Source organism: Acetobacter zythi (assembly GCF_963921165.1).
GTDB lineage: Bacteria > Pseudomonadota > Alphaproteobacteria > Acetobacterales > Acetobacteraceae > Acetobacter.
This window is the reverse complement of sequence record NZ_CAWUEO010000006.1, coordinates 1-20,060: the sequence shown is the minus strand read 5'-3', so window position 1 is coordinate 20,060 and position 20,060 is coordinate 1. Positions and strand designations below refer to the sequence as shown.

Below are 20,060 nucleotides of genomic sequence, written 5' to 3'. Positions count from 1 at the left end.
GAACAATTGATCAGAATTCCACCGCGTTTTTGGTGATATCCTGCCCCAATATGGTCCGTATCGTAGAGAGAGTGGTTGAAATGCGCCTGATTCTTGAACAGCGTTATCTTTTTGATGGAAGCGTTGCTCATACGGCTCACCATCATGACCACCATCATGACCAGAGTGGCGAGCATGAGAGTTCGGTTGCCGCCGCGGTTACAAATATGGCGGTGGATACACCACCCGCAGTCAATGCGCAGGGGCATAGCGCCTCCGCAAAGGCGGATACGTTAACATCAGTCGTATTTGTGGATTCCCGCGTGGCGGACTGGCAGGGCTTAACGGCTTCCTTGCCGGACACTGTCGGGGTTGTGGTGGTGTCCCCCGACCGGGATGGCATGGCGCTTGTCTCCCAAGTTTTGTCCGAACAGCATGGCCTGCAATCAGTCAACTTTTTGACCTATGGGCAGCCGGGCGAGGCAGAGCTGGGAAACAGCACCATTAACGCGGCCACCGTTATGGCCAGCAGCACCCAGATTACGGGCTGGGGGGATTCGCTGGCCTCAGGCGGGCAGATTTTGTTTTGGGGGTGTGATGTTGGGGCCGGGGCGGACGGCAAGGCTCTGGTGGATGACCTGCATACCCTGACAGGGGCAGATATAGCTGCATCGACTGATAAGACCGGCATGGCCCAGCTTGGCGGGGACTGGACGCTGGAGCAGACGGCGGGCATGGCGGCCAGCGCGGTGGACAATCCATTTTTAGCCACGGCTATGGCGGGCTACAGCCATGTTCTGGATGGCACACCTACGGCAGATGTCAGTTTTGTGGGGAATGCGGACCAAACCGATACCGCCTTGCTCGGCGGGACTTTTCAAGAAACCATACAGTTCCAGAACACAGGCGGGGCAACGGGTTATTCTCCCTATGTGGAAATTTTTGCCCCCACCAATGCCCAGCAGAACACGCCCCTGCAACAGCTTGAGATGGTTGATGGGAGCGGGAATGTTATTCAGACCCTGACCACGCAGGCCATTAAGCTGGTGGATGATGACCCAAGCCATTCTGGGCAGGTTGGGGCGTATTACAAGTCCATATGGGCAGCAGCCCCCGCCGGGCTTAAGGCGGGGGATACCATGTATGTGGCCAGCCTGCCCTTTGGCAGCTATACCTCCGGGCAGCCGACCATCACCATGCTTGCGACTTTTGGCACAGAGTCCAGCGATTCTTCACAGATCAGCCAGTTAAGCAGCACCAGCGGCCATGCGGTGCTGATCGGTGCCGCGGGCGGGTATGAAGATGGGAACTCGGCCACAGGTTCCACCCCTATTCAGGGGAGTGATGCCACCCGTCAGGTCTCGATCGATCTGCTCAGCGTAACGGCTCAGGTCTCAACCAGCGTGGGTGAGAGTGAAAGCCCGACCAGCACTCCGGCCAGCACCGAAGAATATATCAACCATTACCATATTACAGTCACGCCCGCTCCCGTAACCGCTGGTGCAGAGGCAGTTGCCAACCCTACCTTTACCATAACCCTGCCTGACCAGGTCATCTACACGGGGGGTGCAATCAGCTATACGGACAGTTCCGGCCTCTCCCACACCTTAACGCCCACTGCGTCCACAATAGTTGAGGGCCAGCCAGGTGGCACGTTAACCCTGACCCTGCCGAGCCTTTCCAGCACCACCACAGGGGCGGTTATGCTGGATATTCCAACCTATGTTAGCCTCAAAGACGCTGCGGGGAACACCATTCTTCAGGCAGATGCCAGCGGGAATGTGGCGCCCAAGGCAATAGATCAGCTAAAGTTCAGCTATACTGCCGATAGCTGGACCGCGCCCTCTGGCTCGGCAGACCATACAACACTGGTCAAGATCAGTGGCAATGGAACCAGTTCGGGTGATACCGAGTTCGATGCTAAAGCGTTTGCCATTCAGGAATCAGCGGAGGACGTTACCACTTTGTCCTTGAGTGGTAAGGGGCAGGTGCTACCAACCGATACGATCAGGCACACCGTATCGGTTGAGAATTCGCAGTATTATGGCTCCAAGGATCTGGTGATAACCGGCAAGCTCAGTGATGGGCAAACACTCGATACCACCAGAACGCCTGTCTTTACCTATACCGATTCAAATGGGCCGCATCAGATTGATCTGGTTGCTAGCGCGGATGGTACAACTGCGACCAAGCCGTATTACACCTTGACGAAAGATGCCGATGGCACGACTGCCATCTCCTTCAATATTGCGGCAAATGACCCCAGTGCGGCTCTTATGGCCGCAGGCGTTCAGGGACAGCTGGTTTATTATACAACTGCCGGCCAGCAATACAGCACCACCACCACCCCAGTGACCGAGGCGGACAATCTGGTCTCCAACGTATCGGCCAAGGTAACCCTGCTTGATCCCGTCACGTTACAAACCTTGGCGGAAACAGCGACGGATCAATCAGGCACCAGTCTTGAGGTGCCACAGGGCAAAACAACCCTGACCGTGGTGGGCATCAATGGTGAGTCGGTTTCTGCCGGGGATGGAGTTCCCACCATTCGGGCTGGGGACAATGTTACCTATCAGGTTACGTACACCTTGCAGACCGGGACCTTTAACGGGCTGCATCTGGCATCCTACCTCCCCGAACCTCTGTTCAATACAACGGACCCCAGCGCATCGGGCGGGTCGTCCTTTACTCAGGTATCCGGTCAGTCGGACAATGATTATATCGCGAGTGCTGCGGCAGGCACGTATATTTTATCAAATTCACCGCTCACAAGCGTGAGTATTGGCAGTGCCACGGCAAGTGGCCAGACAAACGATCTGGATTTCACACTCAAGGATTCCAGCCAGACTTCCACCAATGTCGCCCAGACCGTTTCGTTGCTGTTTACGGTGCGTGCGACCGATGCTCCGTTTAAAAATGGACTGAGCATGACCAGTCAGGAGCTTTCAACCTTCACCAATGGTCAGGGGGCCACGCAGACCACATCGGTTATTTTGCCAGAATATGTCGGCTCCCCTCAGGCGGAGCTGAAAACCGGCATTGTCTCGGTGCTCAATAACGGTGTTGCTGCAACGGATGTGTCCTACACAGCGGATGGCTCCGGCAGTGCCAGCACGAACAGCGTGTTTGCCGCAGCCGATGACCAGAACGTAACCGGCGCTCAGGGAAAGGAGACCGTGAGCGTGGCAACAAAGGTTGCCAATATCGGCGATGGCGGAATGTATAATCTGGTCGTCAGGGGGAGTACGCCTGTGGTGGATGGCGCCAGCCTGAGCGCCAGCAACGTTACGGTTACAACGGCTGATGGCAAAAGCTATCAACTGGATACCGCGCAGACTGCGGCGTATTTTTCCGCTGCCGGGTTGGACCTGTCCACCGTAACCGGGGTTGATGGCGCAAGTGGTGCGGTGCTGGCCGCCCAGACCAGAGATTCCAGCCGCACCGTTACAAACACTGACCACCTGACAATAACCTACGACGTAACCCTGCCTGTGGGCACCAGCCCGGATACGACCCTGAATGCGGCGGCCAATGTGGTGAGCTATACCAACATTGCAAATGGCAGGCATGACCTTGTTACAAACAATGTCCCGCTTGGTGGTGCCGCCAGCGACCTGACCGATACCGCCACCATTGGCACACAGGCCCCCACAACATCGCAAAATGTCAGTGGTTCAACCATAAACGGCGTGCCGGATACATCCGTTACGGATACATCGGGCGCGACCTTGCGGTTAGAGACAGGGAGCGGCCCCAATGACAACACTGTTGTTGCGGGGGAGCAGCGCACCACAACCATAACGGTGACCGTGCCACCGGGTACGCTCAGTAATGGAGATGGGGATGTAACGGTTACGGTGGCCCTGCCGCCGGGGGCCACCTATGTGGACGGCTCGGGCGGCGTTAGCCTTAATGGCGCTACGCTGGGCAGTGGGTCTTCAACCACGGCACATAATAACGGTGATGGCACCGTGACCTTTGACCTTGGCAAGAGTGTTATTAACAATGGCACCACGGATGGCAACGTAACGCTGACCTACGGGGTTACTTACGGGAGTATGGGGGGGGATGGTAAAACTGGAGACCAGACCGCCACTTTGCATTACACAACAGGGCAGAATGACTCCAAAACGCTATCAACCACAGCGACTGTGGTCGAGCATGATCCCAAACTGGCCGAGACCATTACGGCCGAAAAAACCAGCGCCACAACCCCGACCGACCCCACAACCGCTACGGTGCTGCCAAGTACTGAGTCCGTTTATAGTGGGGAAGCACTGACCTATGAGGTCACAATCAACAATATATCCGATGTGCCAGCCTATGATCTGAAGGTAAGCTCCACACAGCAGAATCTGGATCAGACAAGCATAAAGTATTTTTATGACGGACACTCTTATTCCGATCAGGCATCACTGCAAACCGCGATCGCCAAGGGCGTGGCCCAGGCCGGTGGACTGGCCAGCCATAACAGTGTCCATAGCAGTGTGACGTACTATGTAAGCGGCAAGGTTGCGAATGATATTGCCGCGGAAAGCAAAGTTAGCGTGAGTGGCAGCGGAACCTATACCTCCGCTCCCAATGACCCTGATATTGATGGTGTCACCGCAGCCACAACCCCTGTCACAGGTACGTTCAGCGCCAGTAACACCACGCCTGCCGTTGCCAAACTGGGTGCTGATCTGTGGATTGTGGGTGAGGCCAATGGCACCCAGACCAACACACCCAGCCTGACCAACCCGTTGAGTAGTGCTAATGTGGTGCCGGGGGATACACTCAGCCTGCACGGTGTGGCCAGCGTGCCGGAGGGGAAAAATGCTGATGTAACCCTAAACTTCCAGCTCCAGCCGAACATGACACTCGACCCGAATACGGTCAGAATTTTGCTGGTCAGCCCGGACACGACAATGCAGGCTTCAAACCTTGCCATGTCCACCTCCGGTTTGCTCACGGTTGTGGCGAATGCGGCAGATGCCAAAACCGCGGCCGAGACCACAGCCGCCACAACTTTGCTGTCGGATGTGTTGCAAACGCCCGGCACCTATTATTCTTATAATGCCAGCACCGGGCAACTCAGCATTAACCTCGGCACGGTTACAGATAATGCAGGGCAGGCGGCCCCAGTTTACGCTGTGGTGGATATGCAGGCCACCGTTAACAACAGTAGCGCCAACGTGCGTGGTCAATCCTTTAGCCCGACATTGCAGGTGACGTCCGAGGGGCATACCTCCAACACTGCCAGTGTGAGTGAGACGGTGGAGGAACCCAACGTAACACTGACAAAAAATGTCTCGGCCATTGATTATAACGCAGGCACGGTTACGTACACGGAAACGCTCAAAAACACAGGCAATGCCACAGCCTATGGTGTTGCGCTGACAGACCCGCTGGCCACAAGTAACGAGAGTTATGTGCCCGGTTCGCTCAATGTTGTTACGCCGGGTGCCGCCAGTGGTGCGCCAGCCATTGCGGGCAATGCGGTAAGCGGCACAATGACCCTTGCCGCAGGAGCAACCGAGACCTTTACCTATACCGTAGCTCTGGCGGACAAAACGCAAGGGGCGGCCTCATCCACAACAACCGTCACATGGCTGTCCCTCAAGGGAGTAACGGAGGGGAGTGGCACGGGGAGCGCCACCCAGAGCCGTGACGGGTCAGGCACGTTGGCGGTCGATACCTATACAACCAGTGTGACTATGGGCCTTGCCGCTGTTTCGGGCCGGGTCTGGCAGGATTTGGGGAACGACCCCAGCACCTATACTGCCGGGCTGGATACCGGGCTGGGGGTTGCCCTCAAGCTCACCCCAACCAGCGGTACCACCCACTTTGCACAGACCATCACCACAAATCCTACGGATGGCAGTTATGCCGCACTGGTCGCGGTTTATGGCACGCCCACCACAGTTGCGACCATAAGTGTGCCCAGCGCAGGTCAGGCCGGACTGCCCGCACAGGAAAGCCTGATTGCCAATCGGTATGGCGTATTGTCTGGCACATCAGACACGCTTTCCTATGCGTCTGCCACAATCAGTGCGGCCGGTGGGCTGGTGATCAGCAATGTTAACATGACCTACGCTATGCCCGACACCGCACCAAGGCTGGTATCGGGTGGGAGTATTGGCTGGGGGTGTGCAATCCCCGTGACTGGCAATGCCGATGGCCAGCCTGTGGCCCTTGGCAACGGCAGCGTGACAGTAGCTGATGCCGAAATTGATAAGCTGATAGCCCAAGGCCAGACAGGGCAGAGTGGTGATTCCTACAATGGCACGGTGCTGACCGTGCAGCGCTACGTCAGCAACGTTGCTCATGCCAGTGCGGAAGACAGTTTTGCAGGGTCGGGCACGGGCAATACAGGTGTTGTTTTTGCAGGCAACACTGTGCAGGTTGATGGCCAGACAGTTGGCCTGCTGGCTCAGGCAGGGGGTAAGCTGCAAATTACCTTTAACGCCAATGCAACCGCAGCCCTTATAGGCCAGACCCTTGCCGGGCTGACCTATACCTATACCTACACAGGCAGCAGCAGCGCTCCGGGGCTGAGCAAGGTTATTATCGGGGCTACGCTGAGTGATAATAACCCCACAACATCTGGCCCGCAGGGTGTGGGCACGGCCACCAGTTCCGCCTTGTTGTCGGCTGTGGATATTCCTCCTCCCTCTTTTGCCACAACCTATCAGGAGTTGAATAACCCGAGCAGTCCGTTGGGTACAGCCATACCGATTGATCCGGGTCTGAGCTTGCAGGATGCCTCGGGCGGGGCCAGCCCCACCTCCATCCAGCAGGCCGTTATCCAGATTACGGATCGGCAGGCGGGGGAAGATGTTCTTGTGCCCTATATTGCTGCCGGAGCGGGGCTGAGTGCTTCCAATACCGCCGATGGCACATTGGTAATCAAGTCAGATGGCACCACTACGCTGGCCCAGTGGCAGGCTGCGTTACAAAAAGTGGCCTATTATAATGCGTCAGCCGAACCGACCACAGGTGCACGCACTATCCAGATTGCGCTGTACGAGAACAACGCAACCGATCCGGTGCGTACCAATGGCACCATAACCGTTCTGGCGGCTGATAATTCACCTGTGCTGAACCCCGCCAACCCTCCCACGTTTACTGTGGCCGAGCAGGATGGCGCGCGCCCTGTTGGCCCCGATATTGGCGCGGGCACTGCTGTTGCCGATCTGGTCGGGCTGAATACGGCCACAAATGGCCCCGCGAACGTAACAGACCCCGATGGCGCAAATCTGACTGGCGCTACAAAAGGGCAGGGCATTCTGCCCGGCATAGCCATTACAGATGCCCAGACAACAGTGGGGCAGCCCGATGGCACAAGCACCGGCACCCTTGGGACGTGGTTATACTCCACCGATGGTGGCAGAACATGGACGGCCTTTGCCGGGGCGGGGGCAACAACCCCGCTTGGCGCGGGGGATGCGCTGCATCTTGTTGCGGATTCCGCCGGGCAGAACCGGATCTATTTCCAACCGACCGAGACCAACTGGAACGGCACACTTAACAATGCCCTGACCTTCAGGGCGTGGGATCAGTCCGATCATGTCGCCAATGGAGCGCTCGCGGCTCTACCGGGTATCAGCACGTTGGGGAGTGGTATTAACACCGATGGTGCGCCCTATTCCAAGGCGGTTGAATCGCTCGCGTTGCAGGTTGTGGCTACAAACAACGCACCTGTTGTCACAGGCAGCATACCCCCGCTTGCAGGCACGGAAGATACACCCGGACCAGCCCAGTCCATAGCGACGCTGTTTGGCAAAGTGTTCTCCGATGGGGCAGACCAGCAGCAGTCCGCCAATAATCCAACGGGTTCGCAGGCCAACACACTGGCCGGGGTTGCCATTACCGCCAATCTGGCAACGCCCGATCAGGGGCATTGGCAATATTCCACCGATGGCGGCAAAAGCTGGGAGGATGTGCCCGCAGGGGTTTCAACCACCAATGCATTGGTTCTTTCCGCCTCGGCACAGCTTGAGTTTGTGCCTGCGCCCAACTTTAACGGTCAGCCCTTAGGACTGAGCGCCATCTTAATCGACAGTTCGGCCGATGTGCCGGTGTACCATGATAGTCAGGGGGTGGCCGTAACCGGGCTGGACCTGTCTGCATTGAACACGGCGCAAACAGGGGTGGATGTGTCGCAAACGGGTGGAAATACGGCCCTAAGCGTTGCCTCCGTGCCCCTGACGACCGTTATTGCCGCAGTTAATGACGCGCCGGTCGCTTCTGGTTCGGCAACCCTTGTCATGCCCGGGCCGGTTAACCTTGCAGCGCCGTTTGCTCAGACGGTTGGAGCCTTGTTTGACCATACATTCTCCGACAAGGCGGACCAGCAGCGTTCGGCTGCTAACCCAACCGGGTCTGTGGCCAATACTCTTGCCGGTGTTGCCATTATTAACGATGCGGCAAACCCCAAAACGCAAGGGAACTGGGCTTATTCCAGCGATGGTGGCAAAACATGGACAACGGTTGACCCCACCACCATTTCGTCCGCATCCGCGCTGGTACTGCCAAGGGACACACTGCTGAGCTTTCTACCCGTGTCTGGCTATGTGGGGGCACCGGGGCGGCTTGAGGTGGCTTTGATTGAAAGCCACGGGGTGCAGTCTGGCAATCTGGTGCAGGCTGGAGTGGATGCTGTTTCCAAAATGCAGGACCCAGCAAGCACGTTCTCGCACGATGCGGTCATGCTGAAGACGTACATACCCGATAATGCCCACCCGCACGGCCTGCCATCGCTGCCGGATATTATGCAAAGTGGTAACCCCAGTGGGCTTACCTTTACCCAGAACGCGGTTGAGACCGTGTTCAAATCCTCATTCGAGCGCAGTCTGGCCGCGTCCCACCAGACATGGGTGCGGGGGTCGTCTGTCTATCGCTTTATCAGCGCGGAGGGGGAGTTTGGTACGGAAGTGCCAATGGGTGCTTTTGTTACGTCCAACGGCACCGAAATGCAGTTGGAACTGCAAGCATCCATGGCAGATGGCAGCGCCCTGCCCAACTGGATGTCGTTCAATTCCGTGGGGCGCGTGTTCAACGGGACTCCTCAGAACGATATGACGGCAGGCACGCTGGACCTGAAAGTTGTCGGTCATGATATGTTCGGCCATCAGGCTCAGGTGGATGTGCATGTTGTGCTGGGCCACAAGATGGACCTGACCCATATGTATGATGTAACCGAAACACCCCGTATTATTCATGACAGTATGGAAAGCCTGCAACATGGCGCGTCCACCCTGCTGTTAGCCCCATTGCCGGATATGGCCACCCACAATGCACCCCCTGCTCCTGTGGGCAAGTCCGCCCTGCGCAGCCAGTTGCGCAATGTTGGCAGCATGGCGCACAGCCGTGCCGCACGGGAACTGCTGGAAAGAAAAGCATTCTAGGCTCGGGCGTTCACGTAAACCCTGCACAGCCTACATGCCGCTCTGGTGTGTTCTGCCTGCGGGCAGGGGCGTATGGCGTGTACAGGGTGGCGGTTAGGGAAGGCCGCGTTACCGCTGGGTAAGGGGTGTATTCCGGCGGATATGGGGCGTTGCCGCCCGTTTGAATTGGTTCTGATATGAGAACATTTTTTGATTGCAACGAATGAGCGTTTGTGGTGAGTATCGTTAATACGGTTTTTGCAATTCGTATTACTGGAGTCCTCCCTCATGCGCTTTTCATCGCTTTTTCGCAAAGGCCTGCTCGCCAGTGTTTGTGCCGCGGTCTCCCTTTCATCGGCGTCTGCTGCATCGTTGAAAATTGGTTACAGTGACTGGCCGGGTTGGGTTGCATGGCAGGTTGCCATTGATAAAGGCTGGCTGAAGGAGGCGCATGTTGATGCCGACTTCCAGTGGTTTGACTACAGCGCCTCGCTTGACGCATTTGCCGCGCACAAGCTTGATGCGGTTATGGCGACCAATGGCGATGCATTGGTGACGGGTGCAAACGGCCATAAGGGCGAGATGATCCTTGTGACCGATTATTCCGATGGCAATGATATGGTTGTCGCCCAGCCCGGCATTACGGATATGAAGGGCCTCAAGGGCAAATCCGTTGCGGTGGAAGAGGGGCTGGTGGACCACCTTCTTTTGCTTAAAGGGCTGGAAAAATCGGGCCTGAGCGAAAAAGATGTCAAGCTCGTTAATACAAAAACGAATGAAACACCGCAGGTTCTGGCTTCGGGGCAGGTCGCAGCCATTGCCGCATGGCAGCCAAACTCGGGTCAGGCGTTGCATGCCGTGCCCGGAGCGCGGCCGGTCTTTACCTCCCACGAAGTGCCCGGACTGATTTATGACACCATTGCGGTAGACCCTCAGTCCCTGCACGATAACCATGACCAGTGGCAGCGTCTGGTTGGTGTGTGGGACCATGTTGTAACATACATTAACGATCCCAAAACACAGCCGGATGCCCTGCGGATCATGGCAGCCCGTACGGGTGTTACGCCAGAGGCTTACAAACGCTTCCTCAAAGGCACACATTTGCTGAGCCTTGCGGATGGAAAAGCCGTTTTTGTGAAAAAAGAAGGGCTTGGCTCCCTGTACGGTTCAACCGAAATTTCGGATGCGTTTAATGTTCAGCAAGGTGTTTACAAATCACCGCAGAATATAGACAGCTATATTGATCCGTCTTTTACCGCAGCTGTTCAATAACGACAAAGAGCAGGAGCGCATTATGCAGGGCTTCCTTGCCTCATGGAGGCTATACGGCCGGACAGACCGGATGTTGCGGAATGTATTCGGTATTCTGGCGGTGCTCCTGCCTTTGCTCCTATGGAGTGCAGTTAGTTATCTGCCATTTGTCTGGCATCCTCAGGTCCTGATTACGGACCCCGGTGGTGAGGAGTATCTGGAAACGGGTATGAGAATGAACCGCGTGGATTTTTTGCATGCGGTCAAGGAAATGCAGGACCAGCATCAGCCTGTTCCACAAGGTATTCCAACCAACCCGGTTTATCTTCCTTCTCCGGGGGAGGTGCTGAGCGCGTTTGTGCATGCGTTTACGTCCTCGGTCCCGGTTGGCGCGGAACATTCCATTACGCAGGCTTTTGCGCATAGTATTCGGATTATCTTCTGGGGATTTGTTATTTCTTCCGTCATGGGGGTGCCTCTGGGTATTCTGTGCGGGTCCATTCCCGCTGTTGCGCGGCTTGTTGAACCCTCTGTTGATTTTTTCCGTTATCTGCCAGCCCCAGCCTTTGGTGCTCTTGCCGTTGCTATTCTTGGAATTTACGATGCCCCCAAGATTGCCATTATTGTTATAGGCACCCTGTTCCAGCAAATTCTTGTTATTGCCAATACAACCCGCAAGCTTGACTTTGCACTTGTGGAGGCATCGCGCACATTGGGCGCAAAAGGGCTGCGGTTGCTTTTTCGGGTGGTTATTCCGGGCATTCTGCCAGACCTCTACAGGGATCAGCGTATTCTGCTTGGCTGGGCCTGGACATATCTGATTGTGGCGGAACTGATTGGTACATCATCCGGCATTACATGGTTTATTACGCAGCAGGCCCGTTACCAGCATTTTGACAATGTTTTTGCCGCCATGGCCCTGATCGGCATTGTTGGGCTGGGAACGGATATGGTCCTTGGGGTTGTTGGCAGCAGACTGTTTACGTGGAAAAGGGAGAATGGCTGATGGCTGATCATGTAGAGCGTGCGCTCCCCGACCACCGTATTCTGCCGCCCGATGTCGCCGCGCGTATGGCGCAGATAAAACAGCGTGATTATGTTCTGGAAATTGACCGTGTTACCAAGGTTTTTACACAAAAGCGTAACAGAACAGTCGCTCTTGACGCCATAGAGTTTGGCGTTCACCGGCGCGAGCTTGTTTGTGTGGTCGGACCATCTGGCTGCGGCAAGTCTACTCTGGTGCGTATTCTTGCCGGTCTGGAGGACGCCACAAGCGGGCAGATTTTAATGAACGGCAAGCCGGTGCGTGGTCCGGGTTCAGACCGGGGCATGGTCTTTCAGAAATACACGTTATTCCCTTGGCTGGATGTGTGCCGCAACGTCATGTTCGGGATCGAGATGGGGGGCGTGGACCGGCTGGAAGCCCAAAGGCAGGCCATGCAATGGCTCCAGATGATCGGGCTGGAGCAGTTTGCAACAGCGTTTCCGCACCAACTTTCAGGTGGAATGCAGCAGCGTGTGGCCATTGCGCGTGCCCTTGCCGCATCCCCCCGTGTGCTGCTGATGGATGAATCCTTTAGTGCGCTGGATGCCCAGACCCGCACAAAAATGCAGAACTACCTGATGGAGATCTGGCGCAAGATCGACATTACCATTGTGTTTATCACGCATGATCTGGACGAGGCCATTTATCTGGCGGACCGTATTCTTGTGCTCAAGCCCAATCCCGGTCGGGTGGAGGAGGTTATAGAAGTGCCTCTATCGCGCCCCCGTCGGGCGGAGCAGATGACATCGGACGAATTTTTGGCGACAAAAGCGCATCTTGAGGGTCTTATCCGCTCCTTTGGAATATCAGACGACATGGATGAGGAAGACGTAAAAATCGATCTGCCGCTCCTCACCCTTGTAACAGATCAGGTCGAGTAGGGGAGATACGAGTATGAGCACCAAGGAACAGATCAGCCGGGTCAGTATTTCTCTATCGCCAAGCATTTTGCATGAGCTTGATGCCATGGTGGTTAAAAAAGGATACGCCAGCCGTTCTCAGGCTATCCAGAATATTCTGCATCAGGAGCTTATGGCCTGCCGTCAGGAAAACGGTGATGAGCTGATGGCTGGCGTTATTATTCTTTTTTACAATAATGCCGCAACCAACCTGCAACAGAAACTTGCGGAACTGCAATATGAAAATCTTGCAGAGGTTATCAGCTCGCTTCACGTCAACCTTATTCGCAGGCAAACGCTCGAAGTTCTGCTTGTGCAGGGCAAGGTGGAAAAACTTCAGGATATAGCAGACCAGTTTATTACCCTACCCGGTGTTATTTCTGGCCGTTTGCACCTGATCGCATCCCTCATCCCACCCGTCCATGAAAAAGGGCGGGAACTGACACTCGATATGGAAGCGTCCTGAACGCTTGTTGGCATTCCTGCCTGAATACAGGAGATTTTCATGCAAATAGATCAACAAACCCCAGATTGGTACCGGGCCCGCTATAACCAGCTTCGGGATCAGGCGCTCCAGTCCGACAATGCCGTGCGCCCTGCAAGCGCTCCAATTGAAATGACCGAGGCCAGCATTCTGCACCGCGAGAATGTGCCCGGTGGCTGGTACTGGAGCACCTTTGTTCCCCGTGGTCAGGCCCTGCGATTGATCAATACAGCGGGCAATCATGGCGTGTCAGTCATGGTGTGGAATGCGGATGACCTGAGCGAGCGGTACAATGCGGGGGATACCATCAAGCTGCAATGGACCACATGCCTGACCACTGGCCGCGTTCTGTTTTCTGACATGGGGCGTGTGCTGGCATCCATTATTGGCGATAGCTGCGGGTTTAGCGACACGCTGGTGGGGGGCAGCACACCGCAGAGCAACCAGCGTAATTTTGGGTCTGCCGGTCTGCGGAACACCCGCAATAACCTGCGTCTGACGGCAGGAAAATACGGCATGGCGCAACATGACGTTGCCTCCTGCATTACGTTTTTCTCCCATATCAGCACGCAGGCGGATGGGAGTTTCAAGTGGGTGGAAGGGGATGTAAAGCCGGGGGATCATGTGGACCTACGGGCCGAGATGAACCTGCTTGTCGCGGTTTCCAACTGTCCGCACCCTCTGGCGCCGGATACGCATTTTTCTCCCGCACCGGTAGAGGTCGTGCGCTGGCAGGCCCCCGCACCGGCGGCGGATGATCTGTGCCGGACCTTTTGTGAGGAAGCGCGGCGCGGGTTTGATAATACAGACATTCTCTTTGCCTGATCAGGGAGCCAGATTTATGTCCGAACATGATATCAGCAAGATTTTTTCAAACATTGTTCTTGATCAGCATGTAGCCGCACGCACTCCGTGGTCGGGGCTTGTGCGTAAAGGGCAGGTGATCCGGATTATTGATCTGGAAAGCCAGCAGGCTGTGGACGCTCTTTTTTATAATGCCCATGCCTACCATGAACGCTATAGCGCGCAGGATACGCTGCTGAATCAGGGAGCGGCCTATATTGGTAAAGGGACTTCCCTGTATTCCAACGAAGGCAATGTGCTGATGACCGTGGTGGACGATACCTGCGGACGGCACGATACACTGGCTGGGGCCTGTAGCTGTGAATCCAACACGGTGCGTTTTGGGCATGAGACAAAATACATGCACGCCTGCCGCGAAAACTTTCTGCTGGAAGTGGAAAAATACGGCATGAGCAAGCGCGATATTGTCAACAACGTCAATTTTTTCATGAATGTGCCAGTTCTGCAAAATGGGGAACTGGTGATTGATGACGGCCTGTCCGATCCCGGTGGTTATGTGGATCTGCGGGCGGAAATGGACACGCTGGTTGTTATTTCCAACTGCCCACAGGTCAACAACCCCTGTAACGGCTTTGTGCCGACCCCCATTCGCGTCGTTATCGGCGACCCTGTTTCTATCTGACAGTTCGGACAGCCTGCCATGTTCACAAAGGTTCTTATTGCCAACCGCGGAGAAATCGTGCGCCGTGTTGGCCGGACACTCAAGCGGATGGGTATTGCCTCTGTTGCCGTGTGCTCCGAGGCAGACCGGTTTACACCGCCGGTTCTGGAAGCCGATGAATCCGTTCTGATCGGCCCTGCCGCAGTAAGCGACAGTTACCTGAACATGGATGCCATTTTGCAGGCCTGTGCCAGCACGGGCGCGCAGGCGGTCCACCCCGGTTATGGTTTTTTGAGCGAACGTGCCGAGTTTGCGCAAAAACTGGCTGATCAGGGCATACGTTTTATGGGGCCACGCCCTGAACATATGCGGGCATTTGGCCTCAAACACACCGCGCGCGATCTGGCGAAGCAGAACAATGTGCCGCTTTTGCCGGGTACGGATATTCTGAACAGTGTGGAAGACGCACTGGATGCCGCCGCAGGCATTGGCTATCCGGTCATGCTCAAAAGCACGGCGGGTGGTGGCGGTATTGGCATGCAGATCTGCCATAACGATGCCGAACTGCGCGACTGCTTTGCTGCTGTCTCACGCATGGGGGGCAACAATTTTGGCGATGCCCGCGTCTTTTTGGAAAAATTCATTGCCTGCGCACGTCATGTAGAGGTGCAGGTGTTTGGCGATGGCCGGGGCAATGTGCTCACTCTGGGGGAGCGGGACTGTTCGCTCCAGCGCCGCAACCAGAAGGTGATTGAGGAAACACCAGCACCGGGCCTGTCCGACGCCACACGCAAAGGACTGCGCGATGCCGCGCGCGCCCTGTGTGCCGCTGTTGCGTATGAATCAGCCGGAACGGTCGAGTTTATTTACGATACGGAAAGTGGAGAGTTCTATTTTCTGGAGGTCAACACACGGCTGCAGGTCGAACATTGCGTAACGGAGGAAATCTTCGGGATCGATCTGGTGGAGTGGATGATCCGTCAGGCCGATGGCACTCTGGTCTTGCCCGCGCAGGACAGCCTTGTGCCCAAAGGGGCGGCGGTTGAAGCGCGGATTTATGCCGAGAATGCAGCCGAAAACTTCCGTCCTTCCACGGGGCGGTTGACCGAGGTCAGCTTTGCTCCGGATGTGCGCGTGGATGGCTGGATAGAAACCGGGACCGAAGTCACCCCGTATTATGACCCCATGCTGGCCAAGGTCATTGCCCGAGGCGGCACAAGGGAGGAAGCGTTTGCCAACCTGCATAAGGCCCTTACCACAACGCGGATCAGCGGGCTGGAAAGCAATCTGGATTATCTGCGGGCAGTTACGGCCAATCAAGCCGTGCGTGCGGGGCAGGTTTTTACAGGGCTGCTAAACGGATTTGCCTACACGCCCTCCACAGTGGAAGTGATTGCTCCGGGGCTTCAGTCCACGGTGCAGGACTGGCCGGGGCGCGTGGGTTACTGGGATGTGGGCGTGCCGCCCAGTGGCCCAATGGACGACCGGAACTTCCGTCTGGCGAACCAGATTGTGGGGAACGCGCAAGGCGTGCCTGCACTGGAGTTTACGGCTACCGGCCCGGTGCTGCGCTTTAACACCGCAGCCATTATCGGCCTGTCTGGCGCGTTCATGCCTGCAACGCTAGATGGTGTGGCCGTGCCATACTGGGAACCGGTTGCCGTGCAGGCCGGGCAGGTGCTGGCCATGGGCCAGATCAAGGGGGCGGGGCACCGTACCTATCTGGCCGTGCGTGGTGGCATTGATGCTCCGTTGTACCTTGGCTCCAGTGCAACCTTCATGCTTGGCCAGTTTGGCGGGCATGCCACCGGCCAGCTCCGCACCGGCGATGTGCTGCGCCTTGCCCAACCTGCGGCCAATGCCCCCGCGCCCGCGCCAGTTGCTCCAGAAGACCGCCCGGAACTTACGCGGACATGGACGTTGGGAGTTATGTACGGCCCACACGGTGCGCCGGATTTCTTCTTGGATGAAGATATCGAAACACTCTTTTCCAGCGAATATGAGGTGCATTTCAACAGCGCGCGCACGGGTGTGCGCCTGATTGGCCCCAAACCGCGCTGGGCCAGAACAGATGGCGGGGAGGCAGGACTGCACCCTTCCAACATTCATGATAACGCCTATGCGATTGGCGCCATAGATTTTACAGGCGACATGCCTATCCTGCTTGGCCCGGATGGGCCAAGTCTGGGTGGTTTTGTGTGCCCTGCGGTTCTGACAAGCGATGAACTGTGGAAAATGGGGCAACTGCACCCGGGCGATAAGGTGCGTTTCCAGCGTGTGCAGCCCCAGCCGTTCAGTGTGGCGTTCCAGCCCGAACCCATTTGTGGGGACAGCCCCATTCTGTTCCGTTCGGAAGGGGAGATTCCCGTTGTCTACCGCCGTGCGGGGGATTGCTACCTTCTGCTCGAATTTGGCCCTCCTGAGCTGGACATAGCCCTGCGCCTGCGTGTGCAGCTTGTGCTGGAGCGGCTTAAAGCCAATGCGGTGGAGGGTATTCTGGACCTCACCCCCGGCATTCGTTCGCTACAGGTCCATTACAACCCGCAGGTGCTCCCCCTGCCTGCATTGCTGGAACTGCTGCACGCTATTGAGCAGGCTTTGCCGTCTGGGGAGGATGATATTGTTGTGCCCAGCCGGATAGTTTATCTCCCCGTCTCGTGGGATGATGAGCAGGCACGGCTGGCCATGCAGCGGTATCAGGAACTGGTGCGCCCGAATGCGCCGTGGTGCCCGTCCAATATCGAATTCATCCGCCGGATTAACGGGCTGGATTCCATAGAGGCGGTTAAGGATATTATTTTCAATGCCTCTTACCTCGTTATGGGGTTGGGGGATGTGTATCTGGGGGCGCCTGTCGCCACGCCTATTGACCCACGGCACAGGCTGGTCACAACCAAATACAACCCCGCGCGCACATGGACCCCGGACAATGTTGTGGGTATTGGCGGCAGCTATATGTGCATTTATGGCATGGAAGGGCCGGGGGGGTACCAGCTCTTTGGGCGTACAACCCAAGTCTGGAACACATGGCGTACGACCGATGTATTCCACAAAAACACCCCGTGGCTGCTACGGTTTTTTGACCAGATCCGTTTCTACCCCGTCTCGCATGATGAACTGATGGAGGCGCGTGCGGCCTTCCCTTACGGTCGTTTTGATGTGGAGATAGAGGAAACGCAGTTCAGCCTGTCAGAATACCGTGCTTTTCTGGAGGCCAATAAGCAGGAAATTGCTCAGGCCTGCGCGCGCCAGCAGGCAGCGTTTGAGGCGGAACGTCAGGACTGGATTGCAAAAGGTCTTGATACGTTTGAGGAAGAAGCAAACACAACGCAGGCTGATGAGACCATTCTGCCTGAAGGGTATATGGGCGTGGATAGCCCCGTTCCCGGTAGTGTGTGGCAGATTCAGGTCGCCGTGGGGGACCGCGTAAAAGCAGGTGATGCCGTGGCGATTATTGAATCCATGAAAACGGAAATGAAGATTATCTCGCCCGCAACAGGCGTGGTGAAGGACATTCTCTGCCGCAAAGGCCGCGAGGTGCGCGGGGGTGAGCGGATTATGGTGGTCTGCACGGACTGACCCCACACAATACATGCACGGCGGAGCCTGTAGGCAAGGACGAAAAATTATGACGTTTCCAGATATGTTGCAGATCGACCATCTTTTAAGTGCCTGCCGGAGCGGGGCACTGACGCCGACAGATATTGTAACAGAGGTTCTGGCGCGCGTGCATGCATACTCCGCCGTGGATGCCGCAGTATGGATTAACCTTGTGCCAGCCGAACGCCTGTACGCCAGAGCGGCGGAACTGGAAAAGCTGCCATGTGCGGATCTGCCGCTTTACGGGGTGCCGTTTGCGGTTAAGGACAATATTGATGTTGCGGGCCTGCCCACAACGGCGGCCTGCCCGGCCTTTGCCTATGATGCGCCAGAAAGTGCGGAGGTTGTCCGCCGTTTGGAAGCCGCCGGTGCGATCGTTATTGGCAAGACCAATCTTGACCAGTTTGCAACGGGGCTAGTGGGCATGCGCTCCCCTTATGGGCAACCGCATTGTGTGTTCAGTGCGGACCACGTGTCCGGCGGGTCCAGTTCCGGGTCTGCCGTAGCGGTTGCCGCCGGGCTGGTCTCCTTCGCTCTGGGGACCGATACGGCGGGGTCGGGGCGGGTGCCCGCAGCTTTTAACAATATTGTGGGACTCAAACCCTCGCGCGGGGTGCTCAGCACGTATGGGCTTGTGCCTGCCTGTGAATCTCTGGACTGTATTTCTGTTTTCGCGGCATCTGCGGCGGATGCTTGGCGGGTTGAGCACCTTGCCATTGCCCCCGATAAACGGGCACCGTATTCGCGCGCGATGGAACCACGCAGGCTGGCGTCTGATACATTCCGTTTTGGCATCTTGCGCAAACAAGACCGTTTTTTTGATGGATGCACCGCCAATGCAGCCCTGTATGACCGCGCAATCCGCCAGCTTGTGGAACTGGGCGGCACAGCGGTTGAACTGGATTATGCTCCGTTAAAGGAAACAGCCGAACTGCTCTACAGTGGTCCGTTTGTTGTGGAGCGTCTGGCTGCTCTTAAGGACTTCTATCACACCCACCGGGCGGATATGGACCCGACAGTTGGCGCCATTATGGATGGCGCCACCAAGTATTCCGCGACCGATGTGTTCAGGGGGATTTACCGCCAGCACCTGCTAAAACAGGTGGCGGACAGCATGTGGAATGATTTTGATGTCATGCTGCTGCCCACCGCTCCGCGCGTGGTGAGCAGGCAGGAGGTGCTGGCACAGCCTGTTGCCGCCAACAGCATGCTTGGAACCTACACCAACTTTGTTAATCTGCTGGACATGGCGGCCTGTGCGGTCCCTGCCGGGTTTGCCCCGGATGGTCTGCCCTTTGGCGTCACATTCATTGGTCCGGCTTTTTCCGACCATGATCTGGCAGCCCTTGCCGGGCGCTTCCATGCGGCTGCGCATAATACCAGCGGTGTGTTCCGCAATACTGTCCTGCCATCAGTGGAAAATGCTCCAGTGCCTGCGCCGGGCAATGTGCTGCTGGCGGTTGTTGGGGCGCATCTCAAAGGGTTTCCACTCCACTGGCAACTGGAAAAAGAGCACGCAATCCTGCGGGCAACAACACGCACGGCAGCGGATTACCGCCTTTTTGCCTTGCCAGATGCCACTCCCCCCAAACCCGGCCTGGTGCGGGAAAAAAGCTTTGTTGGCCCCGGTCTGGAAGTGGAAGTTTATGAACTGGATGCAGCAGGTTTTGGCCGCTTTGTAGCGGCCCTGCCGCAGCCTATGGCCATAGGCAAAATATCGCTGGCTGATGGGAGCGAGGTCTGTGGTTTTTTATGCAGCGAGGCCGTAGCGCGTAGTGGCCGGGACATTACCGCCAGTGGCGGGTGGCGCTACGCAAAAATCTGACAGAAAGAATTGAAAAACTCTTTTAATTCTTAAAAGATTTCATGTTTTCTCTGTGCTTGGTGCTTGGTGCTTGGTGCTTGGTGCTTGGTGCTTGGTGCTTGGTGCTTGGTGCTTGGTGCTTGGTGCTTGGTGCTTGGTGCTTGG

General features: G+C 56.5%; 9 protein-coding genes. All 9 read left to right on the top strand.

All coding sequences use genetic code 11. The features are described 5' to 3' along the window. The first annotated feature begins 80 nt into the window (after positions 1-80). Entirely contained in the window at positions 81-9,368 is a 9,288-nt protein-coding gene (locus tag AABE20_RS05030) for a DUF4347 domain-containing protein (protein WP_338332107.1), read from the top strand. Positions 9,369-9,635: 267 nt separating this feature from the next. After that, positions 9,636-10,619 carry an ABC transporter substrate-binding protein gene (locus AABE20_RS05025; RefSeq protein WP_338332106.1) on the top strand — a complete coding sequence of 328 codons (984 nt, stop codon included), beginning with the start codon at positions 9,636-9,638 and terminating at the stop codon, positions 10,617-10,619. Between the two features lie 22 nt (positions 10,620-10,641). After that, positions 10,642-11,604, top strand: coding sequence for an ABC transporter permease (locus tag AABE20_RS05020; RefSeq protein WP_338332114.1), 963 nt, complete (start codon positions 10,642-10,644; stop codon positions 11,602-11,604). Next, the gene (locus AABE20_RS05015) at positions 11,604-12,524 is read left to right on the top strand and encodes an ABC transporter ATP-binding protein (RefSeq protein ID WP_338332105.1); all 921 of its coding nucleotides are present in this window, start codon (positions 11,604-11,606) and stop codon (positions 12,522-12,524) included. Before AABE20_RS05020 ends, AABE20_RS05015 begins: the two co-directional genes overlap by 1 nt. 13 nt (positions 12,525-12,537) lie before the next feature. Further along, the gene (locus tag AABE20_RS05010; protein ID WP_165992324.1) at positions 12,538-13,008 is read left to right on the top strand and encodes a CopG family ribbon-helix-helix protein; all 471 of its coding nucleotides are present in this window, start codon (positions 12,538-12,540) and stop codon (positions 13,006-13,008) included. A gap of 39 nt (positions 13,009-13,047) precedes the next feature. After that, positions 13,048-13,851, top strand: a complete 804-nt coding sequence (locus AABE20_RS05005) for an urea amidolyase associated protein UAAP1 (protein ID WP_338332104.1) — start codon at positions 13,048-13,050, stop codon at positions 13,849-13,851. A gap of 16 nt (positions 13,852-13,867) precedes the next feature. Further along, complete coding sequence (locus tag AABE20_RS05000) at positions 13,868-14,512, top strand: urea amidolyase associated protein UAAP2 (protein ID WP_338332103.1); 645 nt, start codon at positions 13,868-13,870, stop codon at positions 14,510-14,512. A gap of 18 nt (positions 14,513-14,530) precedes the next feature. Then, entirely contained in the window at positions 14,531-18,070 is a 3,540-nt protein-coding gene (locus tag AABE20_RS04995) for a 5-oxoprolinase/urea amidolyase family protein (protein WP_338332102.1), read from the top strand. Between the two features lie 49 nt (positions 18,071-18,119). After that, positions 18,120-19,916 carry an allophanate hydrolase gene (gene atzF / locus AABE20_RS04990; protein ID WP_408740714.1) on the top strand — a complete coding sequence of 599 codons (1,797 nt, stop codon included), beginning with the start codon at positions 18,120-18,122 and terminating at the stop codon, positions 19,914-19,916. Positions 19,917-20,060 lie beyond the last annotated feature (144 nt).